We start from the raw sequence: 24709 nt of genomic DNA, 5'->3' as shown, positions 1-24709 counted from the left end.
CGGCTCGGCTAGGCTGTCGCCAGCGTCGCGTGCCGGTGACAGACCGTGTCAGGCATGGAGGCGCCGGACACGAAGGAGCACGACTGATGTTGTCGTCCCCTTCGCCCTCACGTGACTGAGGGCGAGAAGACCAGGCTGATCGCCTGGGCAGATGAGATGCGGCGGGTCCACGACCGGCTGCGCACGGCACTGCGAGTGACGCAGGAGACCATCGCCGCGGGAGATCCTGCCGAGCCCGCGGCCCGCGACCTGCTGCTGTTCTGTCACGGGTTCTGCGCGGCCCTGACCGGACACCACGAGGGTGAGGACCGCGAGCTCTTCCCGGTGATCGCACGAGCCCGTCCCGAGCTGCGCGAGACGATCCGCTATCTCGAGCAGGACCACTCCATGATCGGCCACCTCCTCGGCGGCCTCCAGGCCGCCGTCGATCAGGCTGCGACCCCCGAGGACCTCGGCAAGCATCTCGAGGGCATCGCCGCGATCATGGAGTCCCACTTCCGCTACGAGGAGCGCAAGCTGTTGAGCGTGCTCGAGTCCCTCGAGCTCGACGCGGACGTGGGAGAGGTCTTCGGCCCGCTGTGAAAGAAAAGTTTCTTTCACACGCGGAGAGCACCAACCGTCCGGCGGGCGTCGTTCCACGCGAACCAGGCCGTACGTAGGCGGGGTAGCGGCGCCGGGTCACCCCGGCGCCGCGCCCTCAGCCGGTCGCGAAGCCAGCGTGGAGCCTCCGCCTCCTCGATCGCCGCCGTCTTCGTGAGCAGCCGGCCGTGCTCGACCGCGTGCCGTCCACGGGCCATCGCGGTCAGGCTCAGCTCGGCAAGCTGGGGCTCGAGGATCCACCAGGCGGGGTGCTTGACGGCGCCCGCCCAGTAGCCGCAGACCTCGTCACGTGACGCGTTGCGGATGTCGTCCTCGCTGACCTGTGGGAAGGCCTCCCTCACGTCCTGTCCGAACACGGTCAGGCCGTGGACGGCCAGCTCGACGCGGGGGATCGGGGTCAGCGGTCGGTGCATCAGCCGGCCGTGGGTCCACGTGGGGTGAGGTGCCTCGGGGTCGTCTCGTCGGCCAGCGACGACGTAGGCGCAGCCGAGGTCGGCGCCCGCGGCGACACCGGCGTCGAGGTCGCTGTGAATGGACGAGAGCAGCGCCTTGTCCGGCGACCGGTCGGTGAGTGCGACCAGGTCCAGGTCGCTCACGCCCGGAACGTGGTCGTCGGTGGCGAGCGACCCTGCGACGTACAGGCCGCTCACCCAGGACAGCGTCGCGAGGCGGTCGGCGAGTGCGACCACCGCCGGGTGACCAGCCGGTTCGGAGCTGTCCGTGGAGGGTGCCATGGCCTCAAGGGTCCCGCACTCGGGTGGCGGAGTCCGGTTCCGGACGGCAGTTGTCCGGAACCGGCTCTAGAGTCGGAGTCGTGCCTCGCTCTCAGACACTCAGCCGCTCCCAGGCCCGCCGGATCGCGCTGGCCGCGCAGGGGTTCGCCGACAAGCCCCACGCCCTGCCGACGATGCGTACGTTCCAGCGCACCCTCGAGCGCACCGGAGTCCTCCAGGTGGATTCGGTCAACGTCCTGCAGCGCGCGCACTACATGCCGCTCTACAGCCGGATGGGGGCGTACGACACGGGGCTGCTGCGCCGCGCCAGCACCGGCCACAAGGACCGCCGGATGGTCGAGTACTGGGCCCATGTCCAGGCGTTCATGCCGGTCGAGCTCTGGCCGCACATGCAGTGGCGGATGGACCACTACCGCGCTCAGAAGGGCTCCAAGTGGTGGGGGAGCGTGCCGGACGGGATGAAGGAGAAGGTGCTCGCGCTGGTGGCCGAGCGGGGAGCGCTCACCGCGCGCGAGGCGGCCAAGGCGCTCGACGACGCCGGCCCGCAGACGAAGGACCACTGGGGCTGGAACTGGTCCGACTCCCGCAAGACGCTCGACATCCTCTACATGTTCGGTGAGCTGGCGATCTCGCACCGCAACGACCAGTTCGAGGTCGCCTATGACCTGCCCGAGCGCGTCATCCCGCGGGTCCACCTGGACACGCCGACACCGACGAAGGAGGAGGCCCACCTCGAGCTCGTACGCCGCGCCGCCCGCTCCCACGGGGTCGGCACCGCCAAGGACATCGCCGACTACTTTCGGATGCGCGTCGACGACACGACACGCGCGCTGAACCAGCTCATCGACGCCGGCGAGGTGGAGCCGGTCGCGGTCGAGGGCATCCGCAAGCAGGCGTACCTCTTCTCGGGGTCCCGCCTCCCCAGGCGCATCGAGGCTCGCGCGCTGCTGAGCCCGTTCGACCCGCTGGTCTGGGAGCGGGAGCGCACCGAGGCACTCTTCGACTTCTTCTACCGGATCGAGATCTACACGCCCGCGCCCAAGCGGCTCCACGGCTACTACGTGCTGCCGTTCCTCCTCGGAGAGCACATCGTCGGCCGCATCGACCTGAAGGCCGACCGCAAGCGCGGAACGCTGCAGGTCAAGGGGGCTTTCGCGGAAGCGGGCGCACCCGTGGAGACGGCCATCGAGCTGGCCGCCGAGCTCGAGCGGCTCGCCGGCTGGCTGGGTCTGAGCGCCATCGAGGTCGATCTCAAGGGCGACCTGGCACCCCTGCTTGCGCCGTTGGTGTGAGTGGGTGACCGGGAGGTGGGTAGAGTGAGCGTGCTATCTGTCTGCCGCTAGTAGGAGCCCGCCACCGTGGCAATTCTCGACAAGATCCTTCGCCTCGGCGAAGGCAAGATCCTTCGCGAGCTCGAGGCCATCTCGAAGGCCGTCAACGCGATCGAGGACGAGTTCGTCGCGATGAGCGATGACGAGCTGCGCGGGATGACCGACGAGTTCAAGCAACGCCTGGAGAACGGCGAGGACCTCGACGACATCATGGCCGAGGCGTTCGCCACGGTCCGCGAGGTCACCAAGCGCGTCCTGGGCCAGCGTCACTACGACGTGCAGATCCAGGGCGGTGCGGCGCTCCACCTCGGCAACATCGCCGAGATGAAGACCGGTGAGGGCAAGACCCAGACAGCGGTGCTGCCGGCCTACCTCAACGCGCTGGCCGGCAAGGGCGTCCACGTCGTCACGGTCAACGACTACCTGGCCAAGTTCCAGGCCGAGATGATGGGCCGCATCTACGGCTTCCTCGGCCTCAGTGTCGGCGTGATCCTGCCGCAGATGACCCCGGCGCAGCGCCGCGAGGCCTACAACTGCGACATCACCTACGGCACCAACAACGAGCTCGGCTTCGACTACCTGCGCGACAACATGGCGTCCTCCATGCAGGACCTGGTCCAGCGCGGCCACTTCTTCGCGATCGTCGACGAGGTCGACTCGATCCTCATCGACGAGGCCCGCACGCCGCTGATCATCTCGGGTCCGACCGAGGACGACGTGAAGTGGTACGACGAGTTCGCCACGATCGCCAAGAGCCTGACCAAGGACGTCGACTACGAGGTCGACGAGAAGAAGCGCACCATCGCCGTCCTCGAGCGGGGCATCACCAAGGTCGAGGACCACCTCGGCATCGAGAACCTCTACGAGGCCGTCAACACCCCGCTGATCTCCTTCATGAACAACTCGATCAAGGCCAAGGAGCTCTTCCGCCGCGACAAGGAGTACGTCGTCGCCAACGACGAGGTCCTGATCGTCGACGAGCACACCGGCCGCATGCTCGCCGGTCGTCGCTACAACGACGGTCTGCACCAGGCGATCGAGGCCAAGGAGGGTGTGAAGGTCCGCGAGGAGTACCAGACCCTCGCGAGCATCACCCTGCAGAACTACTTCCGCCTCTACGAGAAGCTCTCCGGCATGACCGGTACGGCGATGACCGAGGAGTCGGAGTTCGACAAGATCTACAAGCTCGGCGTGGTCCCGATCCCGACCAACAAGCCGATGATCCGCAAGGACCAGCCCGACCTCGTCTACCGCACCGAGGAGGCGAAGTACGAGGCCGTCGCCGACGACCTCGTCGAGCGCCACAAGAAGGGCCAGCCGGTGCTGGTCGGCACCGTCTCGGTGGAGAAGTCCGAATACCTCGGCAACATCCTCAAGAAGCGCGGCGTCCCGCACACCGTCCTCAACGCGAAGTACCACGCCGACGAGGCCAAGATCGTCGCGCTGGCCGGTCACAAGGGCGCCGTCACGGTCGCCACCAACATGGCCGGCCGAGGCACCGACATCATGCTCGGTGGTTCCGTCGACTTCCTGGCCGACCAGGAGCTTCGTAAGCAGGGCCTGGAGCCCACGGGCGAGACCGCCGATGCGTACGAGCAGGCGTGGGCGCCGACCGTCGAGCGGATCAAGGCGCAGGTCAAGGCCGAGCACGAGGAGGTCACCAAGCTCGGTGGTCTCTACGTCCTCGGCACCGAGCGCCACGAGTCCCGCCGCATCGACAACCAGCTGCGTGGTCGTTCCGGCCGTCAGGGTGACCCGGGCGAGTCCCGCTTCTACCTGTCGCTGGAGGACGACCTGATGCGCCTGTTCAAGGGCGAGTGGGTCGACCGCATCCTGACCACGCTGAAGATCCCCGACGACGTGCCGATCGAGGCCAAGTCGGTGACCAAGTCGATCGCCAACGCGCAGACCCAGGTCGAGGGGCAGAACTTCGAGTCCCGCAAGAACGTGCTCAAGTACGACGACGTCATGGACCGCCAGCGCAAGGTGATCTACGCCGAGCGCCGTGAGGTGCTCGAGGGCGCCGACCTCGAGGAGCAGATCCGCGGCTTCATCGACGACGTTGTCGAAGGCGTCGTCACCGGAGCGACCCAGGACTACGCCGAGGAGTGGGACCTCGACCAGCTGTGGACCGACCTCAAGCAGATGTGGCCGGTCTCGGTCGATCCCGACAAGCTGATCGCGGAGGCCGGGGGAAGCAAGGACGACCTCGACCGCGGCGAGCTGATCGAGATCCTCAAGAAGGATGCTCAGGAGGCGTACGACCGCCGCGAGGAGGAGATCGGCTCCGAGGGCATGCGCGAGGTCGAGCGCCAGGTCGTGCTCTCGGTGCTGGACCGCAAGTGGCGCGAGCACCTCTACGAGATGGACTACCTGCGCGAGGGCATCGGGCTGAGGGCGTACTCCCAGCGTGACCCGCTGGTGGAGTACCAGCGCGAGGGCTACGACATGTTCACCGCGATGATGGACGGCATCAAGGAGGCCGCGGTGGGCTACCTGTTCAACCTGGAGGTCCAGGTCGAGCAGGCGGAGCCGGAGTTCCACTACCACCCCGACGGCACCCGTCACGCCGGCCCGATGCACGAGGGTGCGCTCGCGGAGCCTCCGGTCAGCGTCGGTCAGGCCGGTGGTCTCGAGGACATCTCCGCCGCGCTGAGGGCCGAGGCGGCGAAGGCTTCGGCCAGCGCCCCGCAGGTCACCGCGAAGGGTCTGCAGAGGCCCGCTGCTCCCAAGCACCTGGCCTTCTCCGGGCCGGACGAGCAGGGCCAGGCCGAGGCCCAGGGTGCCACCGTCAGCAACGCCGACGACCCCTACGCCAAGGTCGGCCGCAACGAGCAGTGCCCGTGCGGCTCGGGCAAGAAGTTCAAGCAGTGCCACGGCCGTCCCGGCGGCCCGACCGGCCTCACCACCCGCGTCAACGGCTGAGGTCGCACCCGGTCTCGAACCACAGGAGCGCTGTACGTACCAGGTACGTACAGCGCTCCTGTGGTCTATTCATACGGACCGAAGTTGAGGACCGTGCAGATCCAGCTCTCGCCGCTCTGCTCGAACCGGAGGGCCATCGCGCGGTGGCCGTGACCGAACTTGATGTTGACGGTGGCCTCGACGATGGTCTCGGTGACCATGTGGAGATGCCAGCGGTAGACGCGGGGGCGGACCGGCTGGTGGCGGCCCAGGCCGGGCTCGTACGCCCCGCTACGGGCGGTGAGGGCGGCGCGGTATCGCAGGTCGGCGACGACCTCCTTGGTCGTCCAGCGGACCAGCTGGCTCGCCGGACGGTCCCCGCCGACGACCTCGGCGACCTTCTGCGCGAACTGTGGGATCCACGCGCTCAGGTGGCCGCGGGCGGGGACGATGGGAATCGGCTCGGCCAGCAGGGCGTCGTCCTGCCCGCTCCGGTCCGGCTGCGGCGGGTCGAGGCGTGGCTGTAGGTCGAAGGCGAGCATGCCCTGGACATCGGCCAGGGGCACCTCGCCGGGGCGCTGTGGATCCGGCTCGGCTGCCGGATCGGGGTCCCGAGATGGTAGAGCGCTCATGGGCGCAAACTCCTTTCTACGCAGGCAACCTCCTCTTACCCGTTATTCGTGGTTCTAAACCGACGAGTAACAGAAGGTGCTGCTGCGACGAAGGAGACAGGAGTGACCGGGCTAGGTCGCCTGGTCGTCGTAGGGCGGCTTCTCGCCGGCCAGAAGAGGCTTGGGCGCCTTGGCGCGCGCCTCTTCCTCCTCGATGTCGGCGAGCGCTTCCTGGATCTGTCTGCTGACGATGCGACGCGGGTCGAGGTCGCGCAGCTCGAGGTCCTGATAGGCGGGCCCGAGCTCTCCGCGCAAGTCGTCTCGCGCGTTGTTGGCCAGGTTGCGCACCTGGTGGAGGAGGCGGGCGATCTGCCGTGCCATGTCGGGGATCTTGTCCGGCCCGAAGACCAGGATGGCGATCACGACGATGACGGCGAGCTCCGCGAAGCCGATGCCGAACACGCGCCGAACCTACAGGGTCAGAGCTTGGAGGTGGGAGTGAGGCCCAGTTGCATGCCCGCGAGCCCGCGCCCGCGGCCCGAGATCGTACGCGCCACCTCGGCCAGCACCTTGGCCGACTCGGCGGTCGGGTCGGCCTCGACGATCGGCTTTCCGGCGTCGCCGGCCTCGCGCAGGGTCTGCTCCAGCGGGATCTGACCGAGCAGCGGCACCTTCGAGCCGAAGCGCTGGGAGAGGGTGTCGGCGACCCGCTGGCCACCGCCGGAGCCGAAGACCTCCATCTTGGAGCCGTCGGGCAGCACGAGCCAGGACATGTTCTCCACGACGCCGACGACGCGCTGGTGCATCATCTCGGCCATGGTGCCGGCCCGCTCGGCCACCTCGGCGGCGGCCTCCTGCGGGGTGGTGACGACGACGATCTCGGCGTTGGGCAGGTGCTGTCCCAGCGAGATGGCCACGTCGCCGGTGCCCGGGGGCAGGTCGAGCAGCAGCGCGTCGAGGTCGCCCCAGTAGACGTCGGAGAGCATCTGGACCAGGGCCCGGTCGAGCATCGGCCCGCGCCAGGCGACGACCTGGTCGCGACGCGGCTTCAGCATCCCGATCGAGATCACCGAGACGCCCGAGGCGGTCGGGACCGGCATGATCAGGTCGTCGACCTGGGTCGGCCGGGAGTCGGCCACGCCCAGCATCGCGGGCACCGAGTGGCCGTAGATGTCGGCGTCGACGATGCCGACCTTGAGGCCCTGGCCGGCGAGCGCGACGGCCAGGTTGACCGTGACCGAGGACTTGCCGACACCGCCCTTGCCCGACGCGATCGCGAAGACCTTGGTCAGCGAGCCCGGCTGGGCGAAGGGGATCTCGCGCTGCGCCTGGCCGCCGGTGAGCCCGTTGCGCATCTCGGTGCGCTGCTCGTTGGTCATCACGCCGAGCTCGAGGTCGACGCCGGTGACGCCGTCGACCTTCTCCAGCGCCGCGGTGGTGTCGCGGTTGATCGTGTCCTTGAGCGGGCAGCCGGCAACGGTCAGCAGCACCTTGACGCTGACCACGCCTGCGTCGTCGATCGAGACGGAGTCGACCATCCCCAGCTCGGTGATGGGTCGTTTGATCTCCGGGTCCTGAACGGTCGCCAGGGCTGCGTTGACACGGTCGAGAAGCGGGCTACTCACGGTATGCAAGCCTACGTCGTGCGTGGGGACTCTCCCGCATCGCCCGAGGACTGGTCGACCGGAGCGCGGTGGCGGTCGCGCTCGTCGAGCTCCTCCAGGAGCAGCCGAAGCTCGGAGCGGAGGTAGTCGCGGGTGGCGACCTCGCCGAGGGCCATCCGCAGCGACGCGGTCTCGCGGGCGAGGAACTCCATGTCGGCCTTCGACTGGGCGGCGATGCGGCGGTCCTGCTCGGCGAGCGCGCGGTCGCGGTCCTCCTGGCGGTTCTGCGCGAGCAGGATGAGCGGGGCGGCGTAGGAGGCCTGCAGGCTCAGCGCCAGGGTCAGAAAGATGAACGGGAACTCGTCGAAGCGCCACTCGTGAGGGGTGAGCGTGTTCCAGGCGACCCAGATCAGCACGACCATCGTCATCCAGCCGATGAACCGGGCCGTGCCCATGTAGCGGGCGAAGGCTTCGGCGAAGGAGCCGAAGTCAGCCCGGAAGGCGGGGCGCTTGACCAGCGGCCGGCGCAGCTCGCGCGGGGTGTCGAGGCGGCCGCGGGCGGCGCGTGCGTCAGCCACGGCGCACCATGTCGGGGGTGATCACCTTGTTCGGGCGGGTGTCAGGACGGGTGTCGGGACGTGGCTCGCTGGCCGACTCCTGGCGGGCGAGGTTCTCGCGCCAGTTCTCCGGGAGCAGATGGTCGAGCAGGTCGTCGACGGTGACCGCGCCGGCGAGGTGGCCGTTCTCGTCGACGACGGGAGCGGCGACCAGGTTGTACGTCGCCAGGTGGGCCGCGACCTGCTCGGTGCTGTCCTCGGGACGCAGCGGCTCCAGCGACTCGTCGAGCGCACCCGCGACCAGCGTCGACGGTGGCTCGCGCAGCAGCCGCTGGATGTGGGCGATGCCGAGGAACTTGCCGGTCGGGGTCTCCAGCGGCGGGCGGCAGACGTAGACGACGGACGCCTCGGCCGGGGTGAGGTCGGGGTTGCGTACGAGCGCGAGCGCGTCGGCGATGGTCGCGTCGGGGCCGACGATGACCGGCTCGGGGGTCATCATCGAGCCGGCGGTGTCCTCCTCGTAGGACATCAGCCGGAGGACGTCCTTGGCGTCCTCGGGCTGCATCAGCTCGAGCAGCAGGGTGGCGGTCTCCTCGGGCAGCTCGGCGATGAGGTCGGCGGCGTCGTCGGGCGACATCTCCTCGAGCACGTCGGCGGCACGCTCGGAGTCCAGGGCCCGCACGATGGCGACCTGGTCGTCCTCGGGCAGCTCCTCGAGCACCTCGGCGAGGCGCTCGTCGTCGAGGGCGGCGACGACCTGTCGCCGACGCTCGGGCGGGAGCTCGTGGATCATCGTCGCGGCGTCGGCCGGGCGCATGTCGTGGATCGCCTGGACCAGGTGGGTCGCGGCCTGGGTGGGGGAGCGGCGGGCGAGCCCCTCGGCGTCGTTCCACTCCACCACGTGTGTCTGGCCGCGTCGGCGCAGTCCCTTCGCGACCTCCTGCACGGCGACCCGCGAGAGCAGCCAGTCGCGGTTGCGGGCCTGCTCCATGCCGATGTCGTAGACGGTCCCGACGACGCCGGTGGGGCGGATCGTGACCTGCCGGTCGAACATCTGGCCGATCACCAGCGTCTCGGTCGAACGCTGCTGGAAGCGACGCATGTTGAGCAGGCCGGTCGTGTAGATCTGACCGGAGTCGATGCTGGTCACCCGGGTCATCGGCACGAAGATGCGCCGGCGCCCGAAGACCTCGACGACCAGGCCGAGCACGCGCGGCTGCCGGGCGTCGGATCTGACCGTGACCACGAGATCTCGCACCTTGCCGACCTGCTCACCGAGCGGGTCGAAGATCGGAAGGCCGACCAGGCGTGCCGCGTAGACGCGGTTGGGCGAGGTGCTCACGGGCCCACGTTATGACATGTGTCCAGACAGATCGCGTCGGCGCTCGCTCGGTGGCGCGGAACGTCGATTCGATGATCTATCCGAACCCGCGGCCGGAGCGGAGCCGACGATCGGGCTGGGGCTTGTGTTACAAAAGTTGTCTATGTGGCCAGCGTGATCGGTCGCCACTGCTGTGAGGGGGACCAGAACAGATGCGTACACGACCTCATGTCGCGTCTCGCGGGGGCCGGGTGGCCAAGGCGCTGCTCTCCGCGGGGCTTGTCGTCGGGCTCTTCGGTGGCGCGCTCGTCGCCGTTCGCGGCTCGACCGCTCCGGCGCCGACAGACCTGGAGACCGTCGCCTACTCGCCACCGCGCTACCGGATGGTCCAGGCCAACATCAGGGCCAGCATGGGCACGGCGAGGTTCAAGAAGGACGTACGCGAGGTCGTCGGCACCGCGCCCGACTTCATCACCTACAACGAGGTGAACGGCCGCCGCACCGCAGATCTCGAGCCGGGGCGCTACCGCGTGTGGCGCAAGGGCGGCAACTCCTACCGGTCCGCGACGGCGGTGGCCTGGGACAACGACAGGTGGGCCGCGACCTCGAAGGGCATCCACCAGATCAGCAACAAGCGCGGCAAGGCGGCCGACCAGCGGTTGCACTGGGGGATCAGGTACGCCAACTGGGTCACCCTCGAGAACCGGGCGACCGGCCGGAAGGTCTCGGTGGTCGCGGTGCACTTCGCGCCGAAGTCCAAGTACTACGGCGACCTGGTCCGTCCCTCCGCCCGCGCGCTCAACGTGCTCGTCAAGGCGCTGGCCCGGCGGGGGCCGGTGATGGTCGGCGGCGACCTGAACGTGGAGTACGAGGGCTCGCGCTACCCGGGTGAGATCTTCGCTGCGCAGCACCTGGTCCCGAGCTACGACGTCACCCAGCAGGCACCGGTCACGCACGGCCGGGACTCGACCATCGACTACGTGCTGACCCGTGGGGTAGCGCGGTTCGCCACCGGCAACCAGCGCGCCTTCGGGCTCGAGTCCGACCATCACGCGGTCCGTGTCGACTTCTCGCCACTGCCGGTGACCTCGACCGACGGGTCCGCCCGGGTCCGGTTCGGGCCGGGCGTCGTGATCACCGACCCGGGGCTGAGCGCCGCCGACGAGCAGAGCGTGCTGCGTACGGTCCTGAAGTCGATCAACAGCACCCAACGGGGTCAGGTCGTCCACCTGGCCACCCGTGCGCTGACCAACGGGAAGGTGCTCCGGGCGCTGAAGCGGGCCAGATCGCGCGGCGCGCATGTCCAGGTCGTCACCGCGGAGCGGACCACGACCGACGAGATGCGGTCGCTGCAGCGGGTCCTCGGCAAGGACGTCGAGAAGAAGAGCTGGGCGGTGCCGCGCCCGGACGGCTATGACAGCGCCGGGCTTAGGGCGACGGTCCTGCTGATCAGCAGGACGGGGGCCACCCCGACGTTCGCCTTCGGCTCCAGCACGCAGATGTCCACCTCGGCCGGTTCCGGGAAGCGGTCGGGCTACGTGAGCGTCACCAAGGCGTCGTACGACAAGCTCCTCAAGCCGTTCTTCTCGGCAGTCGGACGCCGGGTCTGAGGGACGTAGGATCGCGATGTGGTGGGAGTCACCCTGTCACTGATGGTTACTGATTGGTAACCTGCCGCAGTGACACGTCGTGGTGGTCTCGACAGGCTCGACCACCGAGTTAGGAGTACAGCATGGGTCGCCTTGCCGAGACCGAAGGTCTCACCGACATCCAGGAAGAGATCCTGAAGACCGTCCGCCAGTTCGTGGACGAGAAGGTCATTCCGGTGGCCCAGGAGCTGGAGCACGCCGATGAGTACCCGACCGAGATCGTGGAGGGTCTCAAGGAGCTGGGCATCTTCGGCCTGATGATCCCGGAGGAGTACGGCGGTCTGGGTGAGTCGCTGCTGACGTACGCGCTGTGCGTCGAGGAGATCGCGCGCGGCTGGATGTCGGTCTCGGGTGTGATCAACACCCACTTCATCGTGGCCTACATGCTGATGCAGCACGGCACCGAGGAGCAGAAGCAGAAGTACCTGCCGAAGATGGCGACCGGTGAGGTGCGCGGCGCGTTCTCGATGTCCGAGCCGGGCCTCGGCTCCGACGTGAGCGCGGTCTCGACCAAGGCGACCAAGCTCGAGGACGGGTCCTACAGCATCACCGGCCAGAAGATGTGGCTGACCAACGGTGGCTCCTCCACGCTGGTCGCGGTGCTGACCAAGACCGACGAGGGCGCCGAGAGCGTCTACAAGAACATGACCACCTTCCTGGTGGAGAAGACCCCGGGCTTCGGCGAGACCGCGCAGGGCGTGACCGTGCCCGGCAAGATCGACAAGATGGGCTACAAGGGCATCGACACGACCGAGATGATCTTCGAGGGTCACAAGATCTCGGCCGACCAGATCCTCGGTGGCACCCCGGGCAAGGGCTTCTTCCAGATGATGGACGGCGTCGAGGTCGGCCGCGTCAACGTCGCCGCCCGTGCCTGTGGTCTGGCGATCCGTGGCTTCGAGCTCGGGATCGCCTACTCCCAGCAGCGTCAGACCTTCGGCAAGAAGATCGCCGAGCACCAGGCCATCCTGTTCCGTCTCGCCGAGATGGGCACCAAGGTCGAGGTCTCCCACAACATGATGGTCCGCGCCGCGCGGCTCAAGGACACCGGCAAGCGGATGGACGTCGAGGCCGGGATGGCCAAGATGGTCGCCTCCGAGTACGCCAACGAGGTCGTGGAGGACTCCTTCCGCATCCACGGCGGCTACGGCTACTCCAAGGAGTACGAGATCGAGCGGCTCATGCGCGAGGTCAAGTTCATGCTCATCGGTGAGGGCACCAGCGACATCCAGAAGATGATCATCGGGCGTTCGCTGCTCAAGGACTACAAGTCCTGACCCCTCGGCCGGACCTTCCGCCGAATCTGTAGAGGTGGGCGACGAGACTGTGGTCTCGTCGCCCACTTCTGCTGTCTCGGGCGCCCGGGTCAGCCGGCGGAGCCGGACCTGAGGGTCGCGTTGTGGCGGCGATTCGTGGCGATCAGCTCGTCGAGCATGTCGCGGGTCCGGAGCAGGTCCTCGATGTGCGCGCTGAGCCGGTCGCGCTCGCCGACCATCATCTCGAAGGCCGACTCGGAGGTGTCGGCGCTCGGCCGGTCGACGCAGGGAAGGACCTCGCCGATCGTACGGCTCGAGAGCCCGCCCGCGTAGAGCCGCTGGAGCAGGATCACCCGGTCGACGGCTGCCTCGGGGTAGTGCCGCTGGCCGCTGCTGCTGCGCTCGGACTCGAGCAGCCCCTGCTCTTCGTAGTAGCGCAGCGAGCGGACGCTCACGCCTGCTCGCCTCGCGAGCTCGCCGATCCGCATCGAACTCCTCCTGGGTGATCTCCGGCACAAGACTTGCCTCTGACGTCAGTGTCAGGTTCTAGCGTACGTGGTGAACCACTGCCACTCCCAAGGAGCTCACCTGTGACCAGCCTCTTTGACCGCCACCACCTGGGCCCGCTGACGCTGCCGAACCGGATCGTGATGGCGCCGATGACCCGCGCCCGAGGCACCGCCGACGGCCTGGCGACGCCGTCGATGGCGACGTACTTCGCTCAGCGGGCGACCGCCGGCCTGCTCATCTCCGACGGGATCGCCCCCAACCACGTCGGCACCTCCAACCCCAACACCGCGGGACTGCGTACCGAGGTCGAGGCCGCCTCCTGGCGGCAGGTCACCGACGCCGTCCACATCAACGGTGGCCGGATCTTCGCCCAGCTGATGCACGGCGGCCGGGTCTCGCACGAGTCGATCTCCGGCCTCCGGCCGGTGGCCCCCTCGGCCGTCGCCGTGGCGGCCGACGTCTTCACGCCGACCGGGCCGCAGCCCGCGCCGGTGCCGCGTACGCTGGAGACCGCGGAGGTCTCGGAGCAGGCAGGGTCCTACGCCGAAGCCGCCCGCCGTGCGGTCGGCGCCGGGTTCGACGGGGTCGAGCTGCACGGGGCCAACGGCTACCTGATCAGCCAGTTCCTCTCGACCAACGCCAACCTGCGCACCGACCGCTACGGCGGCACGGTGGCCAACCGCATCCGGTTCGCCGTGGAGGCCGTCGAGGCGACGGTGGACGCCGTCGGCGGCGACCGTACCGGCATCCGGCTCTCGCCCGGCGCCGGGCTCTGGGACGTCACCGAAGCCGATCATGCCGACCTCTATGCGGCACTGGTCACCGAGCTCAACCGGCTCGGGCTGGCGTACGTCCACATCGAGGCCACCACCGACGAGGCGACCATGCTCGACCTGCGCAAGCGGTGGGACGGCACCATGATCGTCAACCCGAGCTCCTGGCTGACCCGCGGTGAGGCGGCGTTCGGAGCCAGGCCGACCGACCTGGCCTCCGCGGACCGCTGGCTGGGTCTGGGCGCCGACCTGGTGAGCTTCGGCCGGGCCTACCTCGCCAACCCGGACCTCGTCGAGCGGCTTCGTCGTCGGCTGCCTCTCGCCGAGGCCGACCCGGCGACCTACTACGCCGGTGGTGACGCCGGCTTCCTGGACGTCCCCGCCCGCCACCAGGTCGCCTGACTCGCCTCGGCGGAGCCCCGCACGAACAGGCACCGGATCCGTGGTCGTGGGCGGCGAAAGCAGGCCTTCGTCGCCCGCGACCACGGTCTCGTCGGTAAAACTCGAGGATTCGTCGTGGCCGTTGTCGTAGGTTGGGGGTTACCCGACCAACGATCCAGCAACGCCGATTCAGGGAGAGCGATGACGAACGACGATCTCAAAGCCAAGATGCGCGAGGCGCTGGAGAAGAAGAACAACCACGACCACGCCCGCGCCGAGAGCGCGGGGGCCAAGGAGAAGGCGCACGGGTCCGAGGTCGTCGGTGGCGCACCGAAGATGCACCGCCGAAAGGCGGGCGGCGGCGGTTCCTGACGCTACGATGCCCCCTCGGGGGTGTCGGGTCGGTCTGGTCGAGAGGTAACGAGAAGTTGGCGCGCCGCGTAGTGCTCCATGTCGGGGCGATGAAGTCGGGGACGACCTATCTGCAGGGGGCCCTGTACAAGAACAAGGCTCTCCTGGCGGAGCGTGGGTTCTTGGTCCCCGGCGCTCGCTGGCGCCACCAGATCGAGGCCGTTCTCGACGTGAAGGGCCGCCGGACGCACCCGCAGGGGGACTCGGTCGCCGGAGCCTGGGACCGCATGGTCGCCGAGGTCGACCAGTGGGACGGCACGGCGCTGATCTCCGTCGAGCTGCTCGCGCCGGTCGGCCCGGAGACGGTCGAGCGGGTGGCGACGAGCTTCCAGGGCGTGACCCCCGAGATCGTGCTCTCGCTGCGTGACATCAACCGGCAGATCCCCTCGATGTGGCAGGAGCTCATCCAGAACGGCATGGACTGGACCTGGGCGGAGTTCCTCACCGCGGTCAACAAGAGCCGTCCCGGCTCTCCCGAGCGCCGCCACTCCAAGCCCGGCAAGCGGTTCTGGGCCGAGCAGGACATGGTCGCCGTCGCCCGGCGCTGGCGCCACGCCGGACCCCTGCACCTGGTCACGGTGCCGCCTCCGGGCAGCCCGGCGACCCTGCTGCTGGAGCGTTTCGGCGCGGCGATGGGCTTCGACCCCGAGGGGATGAAGAGCCCGCCGCCGAAGAACACCTCCCTCGGCGCGGCGACCGTCGAGGTGCTGCGCGGCCTCAACACCGAGCTGGACCGGCGTGGCCTGGCCTACCCGGCGGCGATGGCGCTGCGCAAGCACGTCCTCGGCAAGCGGCTGATGCCGGCGCTGACGGTCGACGACCCGCGCATCGGGCTCCAGGCGCCGCGCTGGACGCCTTCGTTCACCCGCGACCAGGCAGCGGAGCTGCGCGGCCTGGACGCGACCATCCACGGGGATCTCGATGACCTGGCCCCTGTGGACGTACGCGGGATCGACCCGCGCAAGGTCACCGACAAGCAGGTTCGCGACGCCGCGGTGGCTTCCTATGCCGCGCTGCGTACGGACCTCGACAAGAAGCTCGCCGACCCGACCATTCCTGGTGAGGCCATCGACCCGGGGGAGGGCCGCAAGGCCCCGGCGCGCGCCGTCTCCGCCCTGGCCGACCTCGTGGAGTGGTCCGTTCGGCGAGAGGAGCTGGTCCGCACGTAGGGCCTCAACACATTCGGGGGAATTCATTGTCAAGCAGCTGGAGCCTGCGCCGTCGTCGCAGACTCGCCGATGAGGCGCACGGCACGTCGTCTGCCGCGCCGCCTCGGATCGCGGTGCTCACGATCGCCCGCGACGAGGGCGAGATGCTCGCCCGCTGGGTCGACCACTACGGCCGAGCCGCGGGTCACGAGAACCTGATCGTCTTCGACGACGGCTCGACCGACGGTTCGACCGACGACCTCGGGTGCACGGTCCAGCGGCTGCCGGGCTTCCGGAAGGGCAACTTCGAGGCCGGCCGGATGGGCCTGGCCAGCGGGGTCGCCCACGGTCTCCTGGGGATCTACGACGTGGTCATCTTCACCGACGTCGACGAGTTCCTCGTCCCGGACCCGGCGAGGTACGCCAGCCTCTCGGACTACCTGACCCGGCGCCCCGAGCGGGTGATCGCCCCGTTCGCCCTCAACGTGATCCACCACACCGCGGTCGAGGGAGCGCTGGTCAGCGGCAAGCCGATCCTCGGCCAGCGGGCGTACGCCCAGTTCGCGCCGTTGATGTGCAAGCCGTCGGTCAAGCGGGTGCCGGCCGCCTGGACCCTCGCCTCCCACGGGATCAAGGCGCCGTTCGTGCCGGATCCCGGGCTGTTCATGGTCCACATGAAGTTCGCCGACGTGGATCTGCTGCGACGGCAGGCCGACCGCCGCAACGAGCTCGCCAGGTCGGTGGGGCGCGGCAAGGGCAGCTCGTGGGGACGCTCCGGCGACGATCTCGCCGGCCTGCTGACCGCCGCGACCGCCTCGGCGAGCACCGATGTCCAGGAGTTCGACCCGGCCTCGGTCCTGCCGGCCAGGCTCGTCCGGGAGGAGGACGGAGTGCACCGTGCCGTCGGCCCGGGGCACATCGACAACCTCCGCAACCAGCCGCTGTTACGCATCCCGGAACGCCTCCACGGGATCGTCTGAACTAAGTTACCGTCTGGTAATCCACGCACCGCCAGACTCACCGACGAGAGGCCGTAGATGAGCAAGACGAACCCCGGCAACTTCTTCGAGGACTTCCAGGTCGGCCAGGTCATCGAGCACGCCACGCCGCGCACGGTGACCGAGGGCGACCGGGCTGCGTACGGGTCGCTCTACCCGACCCGCTTCGCGGTGCCCTCGAGCGCCGCCTTCGCGGCCTCCGTCGGTCTGGGCGTGCACCCGGTGGAGGAGCTGATCGGCTTCCACATCGCCTTCGGCAAGACCGTCCCGGACGTGTCGCTGAACGCGGTCGCCAACCTCGGCTACGCCGAGTGCCGCTTCCACCAGCCGGTGGTGCCGGGCGACACGCTCTCGACGAGGTCCGAGGTCATCGGCCTCAAGCAGAACTCCAACGGCAGGTCCGGCGTCGTCTACGTCCGCTCGACCGCCACCAACCAGCGCGGCGAGGTCGCCATCGACTGGGCGCGCTGGGTGATGGTCCACAAGCGCGACCAGGCGGCCGCGGCACCCGAGACCGTGATCCCGGAGCTGGCGAAGGCGGTCGACGCCAAGAACCTCGTCGTGCCCCAGGGCCTGGACTTCTCCTCCTACGACTTCACCGCCGCCGGTGAGCCGCACCGGCTGGCCGACTACGAGGTCGGCGAGAAGATCGACCACGTCGACGGGGTCACCCTCACCGAGTCCGAGCACCAGCAGGCCACCCGGCTGTGGCAGAACACCGCGAAGGTGCACTTCAACGTCGAGGCACGGCCCGACGGCCGAAACCTCGTCTACGGTGGCCACATCATCTCGCTGGCCCGGGCGCTGTCGTTCAACGGCCTCGCCAACGCCCAGCTGATCGCCGCGATCAACGCCGGCGCGCACACCTCTCCGGCCTTCGCGGGCGACACCGTCTACGCCTGGTCGGAGGTGCTCGACCGGGTCGAGACCGATGCCCCCGGGGTCGGTGCGCTCCGGCTGCGACTGGTCGCCACCAAGGGGCGCGACGAGTCGATGACCCTGCGCGGCGAGGACGGCAAGTACGCCCCCGGTGTGCTGCTCGACCTCGACTACTGGGCGCTCATCCCGGTGTAAGGACGTAGGACATGTCAGGCAAGAAAGCACTCTTCGTCTCGGGGTCCGCGCAGGGCATCGGCAAGGCGATCGTCGAGAAGTTCGCGGCGCAGGGCTGGTTCGTCGGTGTCTACGACATCGACGCCGAGCTCGCCCGGGATGTCGCGGCGATCCTCGGCAGCGACAACGCCATCGGCGGCGCGCTCGACGTCACCGATCCCGCCTCCTGGAAGGCGGCGCTGGAGGAGTTCGCCACCGCCGCCGGCGGTCGCCTCGACCTGCTGGTCAACAACGCCGGCATCCTGCGCGCCGGCCGGCTGGCCGACGTCGACCTGGCCCAGCACCACCAGACCATCGAGATCAACGTCAACGGCGTGATCAACGGCTGCCACACGGCGTACCCGTATCTGCGGGCGACCCCCGGCTCGGGCGTCATCAACGTCTGCAGCGCGAGCGCGATCTACGGGCAACCGGAGATCGCCTCCTACAGCGCGTCGAAGTACGCCGTGCGCGGGCTCACCGAGGCGCTGGAGCTGGAGTGGCGCAAGGAGGGCATCCGGGTGCAGGCGGTGTGGCCGCTGTGGGTCAAGACCGCGCTGCTCGACGGCAACGTCGCCTCGTCCCACCAGACCCTGGGCATCCGGCTCACCGTCGAGGACGTCGCCGACCAGGTCTGGGAGATGGCGCAGCCCCGCAAGGGCCGGTTCCGGCTGCCGAAGGTGCACACCACCGTCGGGTTCCCCGCCCGGGCCCTGTCGACCGCCGCCGACCTCGCACCCAACGTGTTCGTCCGCGAGGTCAACCGGTTCATCACGCGGGCCTGAGGATTCGGCCGGCCCGATGGCTGGTTGGATGGGGGCATGGCCCTCTACCTCGTCAGGCACGGCACCACCGAGTGGTCCCTCAACGGCCGGCACACCTCCCACACCGACCTTCCCCTCCTGGCCGAGGGCGAGGAGGCCGCCAAGCTGCTCGCGTCCCGGCTCCAGGACCAGAAGTACGCCGCGGTCCTGACCTCCCCGCGACAGCGGGCGGTGCGTACGGCCGAGCTCGCGGGCTTCCCCGACGCGGTCGTCACCGATGACCTGGTCGAGTGGGACTACGGCGACTACGAGGGCATCACCACCGACGAGATCCATCGCACCGACCCCGGCTGGAGCCTGTGGACCTCGGAGACGCCCGGGGGAGAGGCGGCGGCCGCCGTCCAGGAGAGGCTGGGCCGGGTCGTCTCGGCCGCCCGCGAGCGCGACGGCGACACCCTGGTCTTCTCCCACGGACACGCGCTGTGCGCCCTGGCAGCGGTGTGGCTGGGCCTCCCGGTCACCGAGGGACGCCTCTTCCGGCTGGACACCGCGACCCTCTCGATGCTGGACACCTACCACGGGCAGCCGGTCGTCAAGAGCTGGAACACCTAGGCGGCACCATCGGGCCGCTGCGCAACAAGCGGCTCGACCGAACCGCTCGACCGAACGGCTTGACCGAACTGCTTGACCAGACGGATGGCACGGGTCACCGTTGTGGGGTGGCTCTCGCGGTTGGCTGTCCACGCTGCGCGACGCCGGTGGCGAGCATCGGCGCCGGCGGCAGCAGGTCGTGTCCCGAGCACGGTGTCGTGACACCGGTGTGGCGGTCGGACGGGGCCTCCTACGAAGACCTCGTGCAGGTCCTCTCGCTGGCCGGGGACGTGCCCACCTACGTTCCCTGGCCGGTCGAGTCGGGCTGGTCGATCGCCGACCTCGCCGTGGTCGGCGACGAGACCAAGGGCGCGGCGACGCTGCTCACGGTGACGGGGGTGACCCCTGACGACGGACCGGTCGAGATGACCGTCGTCACCGAGGAGGCCGGCGTCGGGCTGGGCGCGCGGTGCGCGCGTACGGAAGGACCGGACCCCGGTATCGACGCCTGCTCCGGCCCGCCCACCACGCGGGTCCGCGTCGCCGGGCAGCTGGTGCCGCTGTGGCCGATCACGCAGTGGACCAACGGCGCCGAGGAGTGGGAACGGTCGGTGGTCGTCGGCGAGGCCGCCGGGCGCTGGCTGTGGCTGATCTTCCGACCGGCCACGGCGATGCTGATGCTCCAGGACGGCTGGCACCTGCGCCAGGTCGGCGAGCTGGGCGTACAGATGGTCGAGCTGCCCTTCGGCGGGCCCGGCGGATCTTGGTGGAGCTCGCCGTAGGATGCCTCTGCTCGAGAAGCCTCTAGGATGTGCGAGTGCGCATCGACCTCCATACTCACTCGCGGGTGAGCGACGGAACCGATTCGCCCGCTGAGCTGGTCCAGGCGGCGAAGGCCGAAGGGCTCGACGTCGTCGCGATCACCGACCACGACACCGCCGACAGTTGGGACGAGGCGGCCGCCGCGGCCACCGAGGCCGGGATCGAGCTGGTGCGTGGCATGGAGATCAGCACCAACCACGCCGGGCACGGTGTCCATCTGCTGGCCTACCTCCCCGACCGGAGCTACCCGCCGCTGGTCGAGGAGCTCGCCCGCGTGCTCGTCGGCCGAGACGGACGGCTGCCGCTGATGCTGGACCGGCTGGCGCGACTCGGCATCGAGGTGTCCCTCGAGGACGTCGCGGCCGTCTCCGGTGACGCGGCCGCCTCGGGGCGCCCCCACCTGGCCGACGCGCTGGTCGCCAAGGGGTACGTGGGCAGTCGCGACGAGGCGTTCAACCGCTACCTCGGCGCCGGCAAGCCTGCGTACGTCAACCGCTACGCGGCCCCGCTCGAGCCGATGATCCGCACCGTCGCCGCCGCCGGGGGAGTCACCGTGATCGCCCATCCCTGGGGCCGCTCCGGCCGCGAGCAGCCCGACGAGGCGACGCTGTCCGCACTGGTCGACGCGGGCCTGTCCGGGCTCGAGGTCGACCACCAGGATCACAGCCCGGAAGTGCGCGAGAAGCTGCGGGTGATCGCCCGCAATCTCGACCTCGTGGTGACCGGATCCAGCGATTACCACGGCACCGGGAAGGTGGGTCACCATCTGGGGGTGAACACCACCGCACCCGCCGAGTACGAACGGCTCCTGGAGCGCGCGGCCACCGCCGCGGCCGCCTCCGGACGAGCCACCCCCGGGGTCGTACGTTGACCGAGATCTTCGTCTCCACGTTCGTGACGCTCTTCGTGATCATGGACCCGGTCGGCACCATCCCGGTCTTCCTCTCGCTGACCGCCGGTCAGTCCCCGGGCAAGCAGCGTCGGGCGGCGGTCCTCGCGGTCGCCGTCTCCTTCCTGGTGATCACGATCTTCGCGCTGTTCGGACAGGCGATCCTGCACTATCTGCACATCTCCCTCGAGGCGCTGCAGTGCGCCGGCGGCCTGCTCCTGCTGCTGGTGGCCCTGGAGCTGCTCACCGACAACTTCGACGACCCGGTGGCCGCGGCGGGCGCCAACGTGGCGATGGTGCCGCTCGGCACCCCGCTCCTGGCCGGCCCGGGTGCCATCGTCGCGACGATGGTCTTCACCCAGGACGTCGACTCCGTCGCGGACGGCTTCGGGCTCGGCCTCGGTCTGATCGTCGTGCACATCACCCTGCTGCTCGGGATGATCTTCTCCGTCCCGATCCTCAAGGTCCTCAAGGAGTCCGGCGTCCTGCTGATCACCAGGATCGCCGGTCTGCTCCTGTCTGCGATCGCGGTCCAGATGGTCGCCGACGCGGTCACGACCTTCATCGCGAACGCCTGAGACCAGCCGGCTACTTGCGGCCGAGCGACTGGAACTTCTGGAGGACCCCGGACGGGACCACGCGCGCTGCCGTGGCGAGCGCCTTGTAGCGCTTGCTCGGGATCGAGAAGGTCTTGTCGGCGTCGTAGTCCTCGAGCGCCTCGCGGACCAGGTCGTCGACGTCGAGCCACATCCAGGAGGGGGCCGAGTCGTAGCCGGAGCCGAGGCGCTCGTGGAACTCGGTCTTGGTGAATCCCGGGAGCAGCGCCATCACCTTGATGCCCTGGCCGGCGTACTCGTTGTGGGCCCACTCGGTGAAGGAGTTGATCCAGGCCTTGGCCGCCGAGTAGGTGCCGCGCGGAAGGTAGGAGGCGACGGAGCCGACGTTGATGATGCCGCCGCGGCCGCGGGCGACCTGGGCCTTCAGCGCGGCGTGGGACAGGCGCAGCGGGGCGATGACGAGCACCTCCGCCATCGCGGTCTCCTCATCGGCGGTGTTGTCGAGGAAGCGGCGCTTGAGGCCGTGGCCGGCGTTGTTGACCAACAGGTCGACCGGGCGGTCGGCGTCGGCCAGGCGGGCCTCGACCCTGGCGAGGTCGGCGCTGTCGGTCAGATCGGCGCGGAGGACCTCGACACCGACGCCGTGCGCGTCCGTCAGGTCCTTCGCGACGCCGTCGAGGCGCTCCTCGTCACGGGCGACGAGGACGAGGTCGTGTCCGCGAGCGGCGAGCTGCTGGGCGAAGGCGAGTCCGATGCCGGCGGTTGCGCCGGTGACCAGGGAGGTGGGGTTCGACATGGGGCAATCCTGCCACCACGGGGCGTAAAGGTGGTCCAAGCGCCGGGCCGTGGGTTCACCCGCGGAATCTCGGTTTCTGTCTGTCGTGTGACAGTTGACTTGCGGTGATGCGAGTTTGGATGATGTCGACGTGGATTTCACAGGCGGGCTCGGGCGCGTGATGGATCAGTGAGCGCCGTCGGGCGGCACCGGACGGTGAGATCGCGACCCTTCCGGCGCACCAAGATGCTCTTCCTCGCATCCTTGCTGACCTCAGCCGGTCTGTACGGCGGGATCGAGGTCATCGCCGAGCCGGAGGCCAACGGCCGACCCAGCGCGGCCGACAGCGGGCTGAAGCTCGGCGCGGACGACGAGGCACGCACCCCGGTCTGGCCGCACGACGGGCAGCGCGAGGCCGCGATCGACCGGCACGTCGATGCGCGGACGGCCGCCGCGGAGAAGGTGCTTCCGGACGACTCCGGCACCGGTCGCCGGGCGGTCTTCTCGATCAGCCGCCAGCGGGTCTGGATCGTGTCCGCGGCCGATCGGACGCGGCGTACCTATCCGGTCTCGGGCAGCATCTACGACAACCTCGAGCCCGGAACCTACAAGGTCTTCTCGCGATCCGTGCACGCGAAGGGGATCGACGACTCGGGCCGGATGAAGTGGTTCGTACGCTTCACCAAGGGCCCCCGCGCCGCGATCGGGTTCCACAACATCCCGGTGGACAAGGGCAAGCGCGTGCAGACCCGCGCCCAGCTGGGCACACCCCTCTCGCACGGGTGCATCCGCCAGGCCGAGCCGGACGCGAAGGCGATGTGGCGCTTCGCGCGGCTCGGCACCAAGGTGGTCGTGATCCCCTAGGCAGGCTCAGGCGTCGGCCTTGGGCGCGGAACCGCCCGAGCCAGAAGACCGGCGGCGACGGCGGCGACGGGGCGCGCCCTCGGACTTGGCCTCGCCCTCGGCGGGCTTCGTGGCCCCGGCGGACTCGGCGGACTCGGCGGCGGCCGGAGCAGCGGACTTGTCGACGACCTGGCCACCGCGGGAACGGGTGCGCTGACGGTCGCGGTTGCGGGGCGCGCGCTCGCGCTTCTCCCCGTCCTTGTCGGAGTCCTTGTCCTTGGGCTTGGCGGGCGCCGCGGCCTTGATCCGGCCCTTGGTGCCCTTCGGGATGCCCATGTCGTGGAGGAAGTGCTTCGAGGAGGAGTAGGTCTCGGCCGGCTCGTCGAAGGGAAGGTCGAGCGCCTTGTTGATCATCTTCCACTTGTGGAGGTCGGCCCAGTCGACGAACGTGACCGCGACACCGGAGGCGCCGGCGCGGCCGGTGCGGCCGATGCGGTGGACGTAGGTCTTCTCGTCGTCGGGGGTCGTGTAGTTGACCACGTGGGAGACGCCGGTGACGTCGATGCCGCGGGCGGCGACGTCGGTGGCCACCAGGACCTCGACCTTGCCCTCACGGAACTTCTGCATCACCCGCTCGCGGGCGGCCTGCTGCATGTCACCGTGCAGGGGAGAGGCCAGGAAGCCGCGCTCGGCGAGGTCGTCGGCCACGCGCTGCGCCTGCCGCTTGGTGCGGGCGAAGACGACGACCTTGTCGTGGTCCTCGCACTGCAGCAGGCGGCCGATCATCTCCGGCTTGTCGAGGTCGTGGGCCTGGTAGACGAACTGCGCGGTCGCGGGCACCGTCTCGCGCTCGCTCGCGGACTCGGCGCGGATGTTCATCGGGTGGCGCATGTAGGAGCGCGCCAGCGCGACGATCGCACCCGGCATGGTGGCCGAGAAGAGCAGCGTCTGACGGGTCTCCGGGGTGAGGGTGACGAGCTTCTCCACGTCGGGCAGGAACCCGAGGTCGAGCATCTCGTCGGCCTCGTCGAGGACGAGGGCGTGCACGTGGGAGAGGTCGAGGACCTTCCGGTTGGCCAGGTCGATCAGGCGGCCGGGGGTGCCGACCACGATGTCGACGCCCTTCTCCAGCGCGTCGATCTGCGGGTCGTAGCCGGCGCCACCGTAGACGGTCAGCACGCGCAGGCCGCGGTCCTCGGAGATCAGCGAGATCTCCGCGGAGACCTGCATGGCCAGCTCGCGGGTCGGGGCCACGATCAGCGCCTGGGGCTTGCCCTGCGGGAGGTCGATGTAGTCGCTGTCCTTGGGGGACACGCTGCGCTGCACGACCGGGATGCCGAAGGCCAGCGTCTTGCCGGAGCCGGTCCGGGCCTGGCCGATCAGGTCGGTGCCCTGCAGGGCGACCGAGAGGGTCATCTCCTGGATGGCGAAGGGGGTGGTGATGCCTTTGCGCTCGAGGGGAGCGCAGATCTCGGGATGAACCCCGAGGTCCTTGAACGTTGTCATGATTCGTCGCTACTCGCTTGTCTCATCGAATGCGGCGAGCGACTCACGGGTGTCTCGAGCTTGCCGAGCGAGTGCCACGCCG

25 protein-coding genes are annotated in these 24709 nt (G+C 69.3%); 16 read left to right on the top strand and 9 right to left on the bottom strand.

What is annotated here, in order from left to right; genetic code table 11:
* Positions 1–111: 111 nt before the first annotated feature.
* Complete coding sequence (locus tag ACZ6WN_RS07320) at positions 112–582, top strand: hemerythrin domain-containing protein (RefSeq protein ID WP_465863709.1); 471 nt, start codon at positions 112–114, stop codon at positions 580–582.
* Positions 583–596: 14 nt separating this feature from the next.
* Here ACZ6WN_RS07320 and ACZ6WN_RS07315 read toward each other — a convergent pair whose 3' ends face one another.
* The gene (locus ACZ6WN_RS07315; protein WP_465863708.1) at positions 597–1334 is read right to left on the bottom strand and encodes a hypothetical protein; all 738 of its coding nucleotides are present in this window, start codon (positions 1332–1334) and stop codon (positions 597–599) included.
* Positions 1335–1414: 80 nt separating this feature from the next.
* Between ACZ6WN_RS07315 and ACZ6WN_RS07310 the strand changes: the two genes are divergently transcribed.
* Positions 1415–2626, top strand: a complete 1212-nt coding sequence (locus tag ACZ6WN_RS07310) for a winged helix-turn-helix domain-containing protein (RefSeq protein ID WP_465863707.1) — start codon at positions 1415–1417, stop codon at positions 2624–2626.
* Between the two features lie 66 nt (positions 2627–2692).
* Positions 2693–5590, top strand: coding sequence for a preprotein translocase subunit SecA (secA, locus tag ACZ6WN_RS07305; RefSeq protein ID WP_465863706.1), 2898 nt, complete (start codon positions 2693–2695; stop codon positions 5588–5590).
* Positions 5591–5655: 65 nt separating this feature from the next.
* Here the strand turns inward: secA and ACZ6WN_RS07300 are convergent, their stop codons facing one another.
* The 5 genes from ACZ6WN_RS07300 to ACZ6WN_RS07280 all read right to left on the bottom strand — a co-directional run bounded on the left by ACZ6WN_RS07300 (position 5656) and on the right by ACZ6WN_RS07280 (position 9683).
* The gene (locus ACZ6WN_RS07300; RefSeq protein ID WP_465863705.1) at positions 5656–6201 is read right to left on the bottom strand and encodes an Rv3235 family protein; all 546 of its coding nucleotides are present in this window, start codon (positions 6199–6201) and stop codon (positions 5656–5658) included.
* Positions 6202–6312: 111 nt separating this feature from the next.
* Positions 6313–6642, bottom strand: a complete 330-nt coding sequence (locus tag ACZ6WN_RS07295) for a sec-independent translocase (protein ID WP_008364136.1) — start codon at positions 6640–6642, stop codon at positions 6313–6315.
* Positions 6643–6659: 17 nt separating this feature from the next.
* On the bottom strand, positions 6660–7805 hold the full coding sequence (locus ACZ6WN_RS07290) for an Mrp/NBP35 family ATP-binding protein (RefSeq protein WP_465863703.1): 1146 nt from the start codon (positions 7803–7805) through the stop codon (positions 6660–6662).
* Between the two features lie 11 nt (positions 7806–7816).
* Entirely contained in the window at positions 7817–8362 is a 546-nt protein-coding gene (locus ACZ6WN_RS07285) for a DUF1003 domain-containing protein (RefSeq protein WP_465863702.1), read from the bottom strand.
* Complete coding sequence (locus ACZ6WN_RS07280) at positions 8355–9683, bottom strand: magnesium transporter MgtE N-terminal domain-containing protein (protein ID WP_465863700.1); 1329 nt, start codon at positions 9681–9683, stop codon at positions 8355–8357. Before ACZ6WN_RS07280 ends, ACZ6WN_RS07285 begins: the two co-directional genes overlap by 8 nt.
* Before the next feature lie 191 nt (positions 9684–9874).
* Here ACZ6WN_RS07280 and ACZ6WN_RS07275 point away from each other — a divergent pair, with 191 nt between their 5' ends.
* Both ACZ6WN_RS07275 and ACZ6WN_RS07270 read left to right on the top strand, forming a co-directional pair.
* Complete coding sequence (locus tag ACZ6WN_RS07275; protein ID WP_465863698.1) at positions 9875–11272, top strand: endonuclease/exonuclease/phosphatase family protein; 1398 nt, start codon at positions 9875–9877, stop codon at positions 11270–11272.
* A 122-nt stretch (positions 11273–11394) separates the two neighbouring features.
* Entirely contained in the window at positions 11395–12588 is a 1194-nt protein-coding gene (locus tag ACZ6WN_RS07270) for an acyl-CoA dehydrogenase family protein (protein ID WP_160027343.1), read from the top strand.
* A gap of 89 nt (positions 12589–12677) precedes the next feature.
* Here the strand turns inward: ACZ6WN_RS07270 and ACZ6WN_RS07265 are convergent, their stop codons facing one another.
* Positions 12678–13055, bottom strand: coding sequence for a MerR family transcriptional regulator (locus ACZ6WN_RS07265; protein WP_465863697.1), 378 nt, complete (start codon positions 13053–13055; stop codon positions 12678–12680).
* A 102-nt stretch (positions 13056–13157) separates the two neighbouring features.
* Between ACZ6WN_RS07265 and ACZ6WN_RS07260 the strand changes: the two genes are divergently transcribed.
* The 10 genes from ACZ6WN_RS07260 to ACZ6WN_RS07215 all read left to right on the top strand — a co-directional run bounded on the left by ACZ6WN_RS07260 (position 13158) and on the right by ACZ6WN_RS07215 (position 21524).
* Entirely contained in the window at positions 13158–14252 is a 1095-nt protein-coding gene (locus ACZ6WN_RS07260) for an alkene reductase (RefSeq protein ID WP_465863696.1), read from the top strand.
* Between the two features lie 180 nt (positions 14253–14432).
* Positions 14433–14603, top strand: coding sequence for a DUF5302 domain-containing protein (locus ACZ6WN_RS07255; protein ID WP_160027349.1), 171 nt, complete (start codon positions 14433–14435; stop codon positions 14601–14603).
* Between the two features lie 56 nt (positions 14604–14659).
* A complete protein-coding gene (locus tag ACZ6WN_RS07250; protein ID WP_465863695.1) occupies positions 14660–15811 on the top strand; it encodes a hypothetical protein in 1152 nt (383 codons plus the stop codon).
* 113 nt (positions 15812–15924) lie between these two features.
* Positions 15925–16770 (top strand): glycosyltransferase family 2 protein, encoded by an 846-nt coding sequence (locus ACZ6WN_RS07245; RefSeq protein WP_465863694.1) that lies wholly within the window; start codon positions 15925–15927, stop codon positions 16768–16770.
* Positions 16771–16827: 57 nt separating this feature from the next.
* The gene (locus tag ACZ6WN_RS07240; RefSeq protein ID WP_465863692.1) at positions 16828–17862 is read left to right on the top strand and encodes a MaoC family dehydratase; all 1035 of its coding nucleotides are present in this window, start codon (positions 16828–16830) and stop codon (positions 17860–17862) included.
* 11 nt (positions 17863–17873) lie between these two features.
* On the top strand, positions 17874–18665 hold the full coding sequence (locus ACZ6WN_RS07235) for an SDR family oxidoreductase (protein ID WP_465863690.1): 792 nt from the start codon (positions 17874–17876) through the stop codon (positions 18663–18665).
* A 36-nt stretch (positions 18666–18701) separates the two neighbouring features.
* Positions 18702–19256, top strand: coding sequence for a histidine phosphatase family protein (locus tag ACZ6WN_RS07230; protein ID WP_465863688.1), 555 nt, complete (start codon positions 18702–18704; stop codon positions 19254–19256).
* A 107-nt stretch (positions 19257–19363) separates the two neighbouring features.
* On the top strand, positions 19364–20017 hold the full coding sequence (locus ACZ6WN_RS07225; RefSeq protein WP_465863687.1) for a DUF6758 family protein: 654 nt from the start codon (positions 19364–19366) through the stop codon (positions 20015–20017).
* A 29-nt stretch (positions 20018–20046) separates the two neighbouring features.
* Positions 20047–20928 carry a PHP domain-containing protein gene (locus ACZ6WN_RS07220; protein ID WP_465863685.1) on the top strand — a complete coding sequence of 294 codons (882 nt, stop codon included), beginning with the start codon at positions 20047–20049 and terminating at the stop codon, positions 20926–20928.
* Entirely contained in the window at positions 20925–21524 is a 600-nt protein-coding gene (locus ACZ6WN_RS07215) for a MarC family protein (protein WP_465863683.1), read from the top strand. The genes ACZ6WN_RS07220 and ACZ6WN_RS07215 overlap by 4 nt, the downstream gene beginning before the upstream one ends.
* Before the next feature lie 10 nt (positions 21525–21534).
* Here ACZ6WN_RS07215 and ACZ6WN_RS07210 read toward each other — a convergent pair whose 3' ends face one another.
* A complete protein-coding gene (locus ACZ6WN_RS07210) occupies positions 21535–22299 on the bottom strand; it encodes an SDR family NAD(P)-dependent oxidoreductase (protein WP_465863681.1) in 765 nt (254 codons plus the stop codon).
* Between the two features lie 195 nt (positions 22300–22494).
* Here ACZ6WN_RS07210 and ACZ6WN_RS07205 point away from each other — a divergent pair, with 195 nt between their 5' ends.
* Complete coding sequence (locus tag ACZ6WN_RS07205; protein ID WP_465863679.1) at positions 22495–23142, top strand: L,D-transpeptidase; 648 nt, start codon at positions 22495–22497, stop codon at positions 23140–23142.
* Positions 23143–23148: 6 nt separating this feature from the next.
* Here the strand turns inward: ACZ6WN_RS07205 and ACZ6WN_RS07200 are convergent, their stop codons facing one another.
* Positions 23149–24627: a DEAD/DEAH box helicase gene (locus ACZ6WN_RS07200; protein ID WP_465863677.1), complete on the bottom strand. Its 1479-nt coding sequence runs from the start codon at positions 24625–24627 to the stop codon at positions 23149–23151.
* Between the last annotated feature and the right edge of the window lie 82 nt (positions 24628–24709).

The sequence above is a fragment of the Nocardioides sp. NPDC054178 genome (genome assembly GCF_055585005.1).
Note: the sequence above shows the minus strand (reverse complement) of the source record. Positions and strands in the feature narration are given on the sequence as shown.

Coding starts and splice junctions, on each gene's coding strand:
- ACZ6WN_RS07275 (WP_465863698.1), top strand. CDS start 9,875: ATGCGTACACGACCTCATGTCGCGTCTCGCGGGGGCCGGGTGGCCAAG.
- ACZ6WN_RS07230 (WP_465863688.1), top strand. CDS start 18,702: ATGGCCCTCTACCTCGTCAGGCACGGCACCACCGAGTGGTCCCTCAAC.
- ACZ6WN_RS07240 (WP_465863692.1), top strand. CDS start 16,828: ATGAGCAAGACGAACCCCGGCAACTTCTTCGAGGACTTCCAGGTCGGC.
- ACZ6WN_RS07300 (WP_465863705.1), bottom strand. CDS start 6,201: ATGAGCGCTCTACCATCTCGGGACCCCGATCCGGCAGCCGAGCCGGAT.
- ACZ6WN_RS07255 (WP_160027349.1), top strand. CDS start 14,433: ATGACGAACGACGATCTCAAAGCCAAGATGCGCGAGGCGCTGGAGAAG.
- ACZ6WN_RS07270 (WP_160027343.1), top strand. CDS start 11,395: ATGGGTCGCCTTGCCGAGACCGAAGGTCTCACCGACATCCAGGAAGAG.
- ACZ6WN_RS07200 (WP_465863677.1), bottom strand. CDS start 24,627: ATGACAACGTTCAAGGACCTCGGGGTTCATCCCGAGATCTGCGCTCCC.
- ACZ6WN_RS07210 (WP_465863681.1), bottom strand. CDS start 22,299: ATGTCGAACCCCACCTCCCTGGTCACCGGCGCAACCGCCGGCATCGGA.
- ACZ6WN_RS07315 (WP_465863708.1), bottom strand. CDS start 1,334: ATGGCACCCTCCACGGACAGCTCCGAACCGGCTGGTCACCCGGCGGTG.
- ACZ6WN_RS07235 (WP_465863690.1), top strand. CDS start 17,874: ATGTCAGGCAAGAAAGCACTCTTCGTCTCGGGGTCCGCGCAGGGCATC.
- ACZ6WN_RS07265 (WP_465863697.1), bottom strand. CDS start 13,055: ATGCGGATCGGCGAGCTCGCGAGGCGAGCAGGCGTGAGCGTCCGCTCG.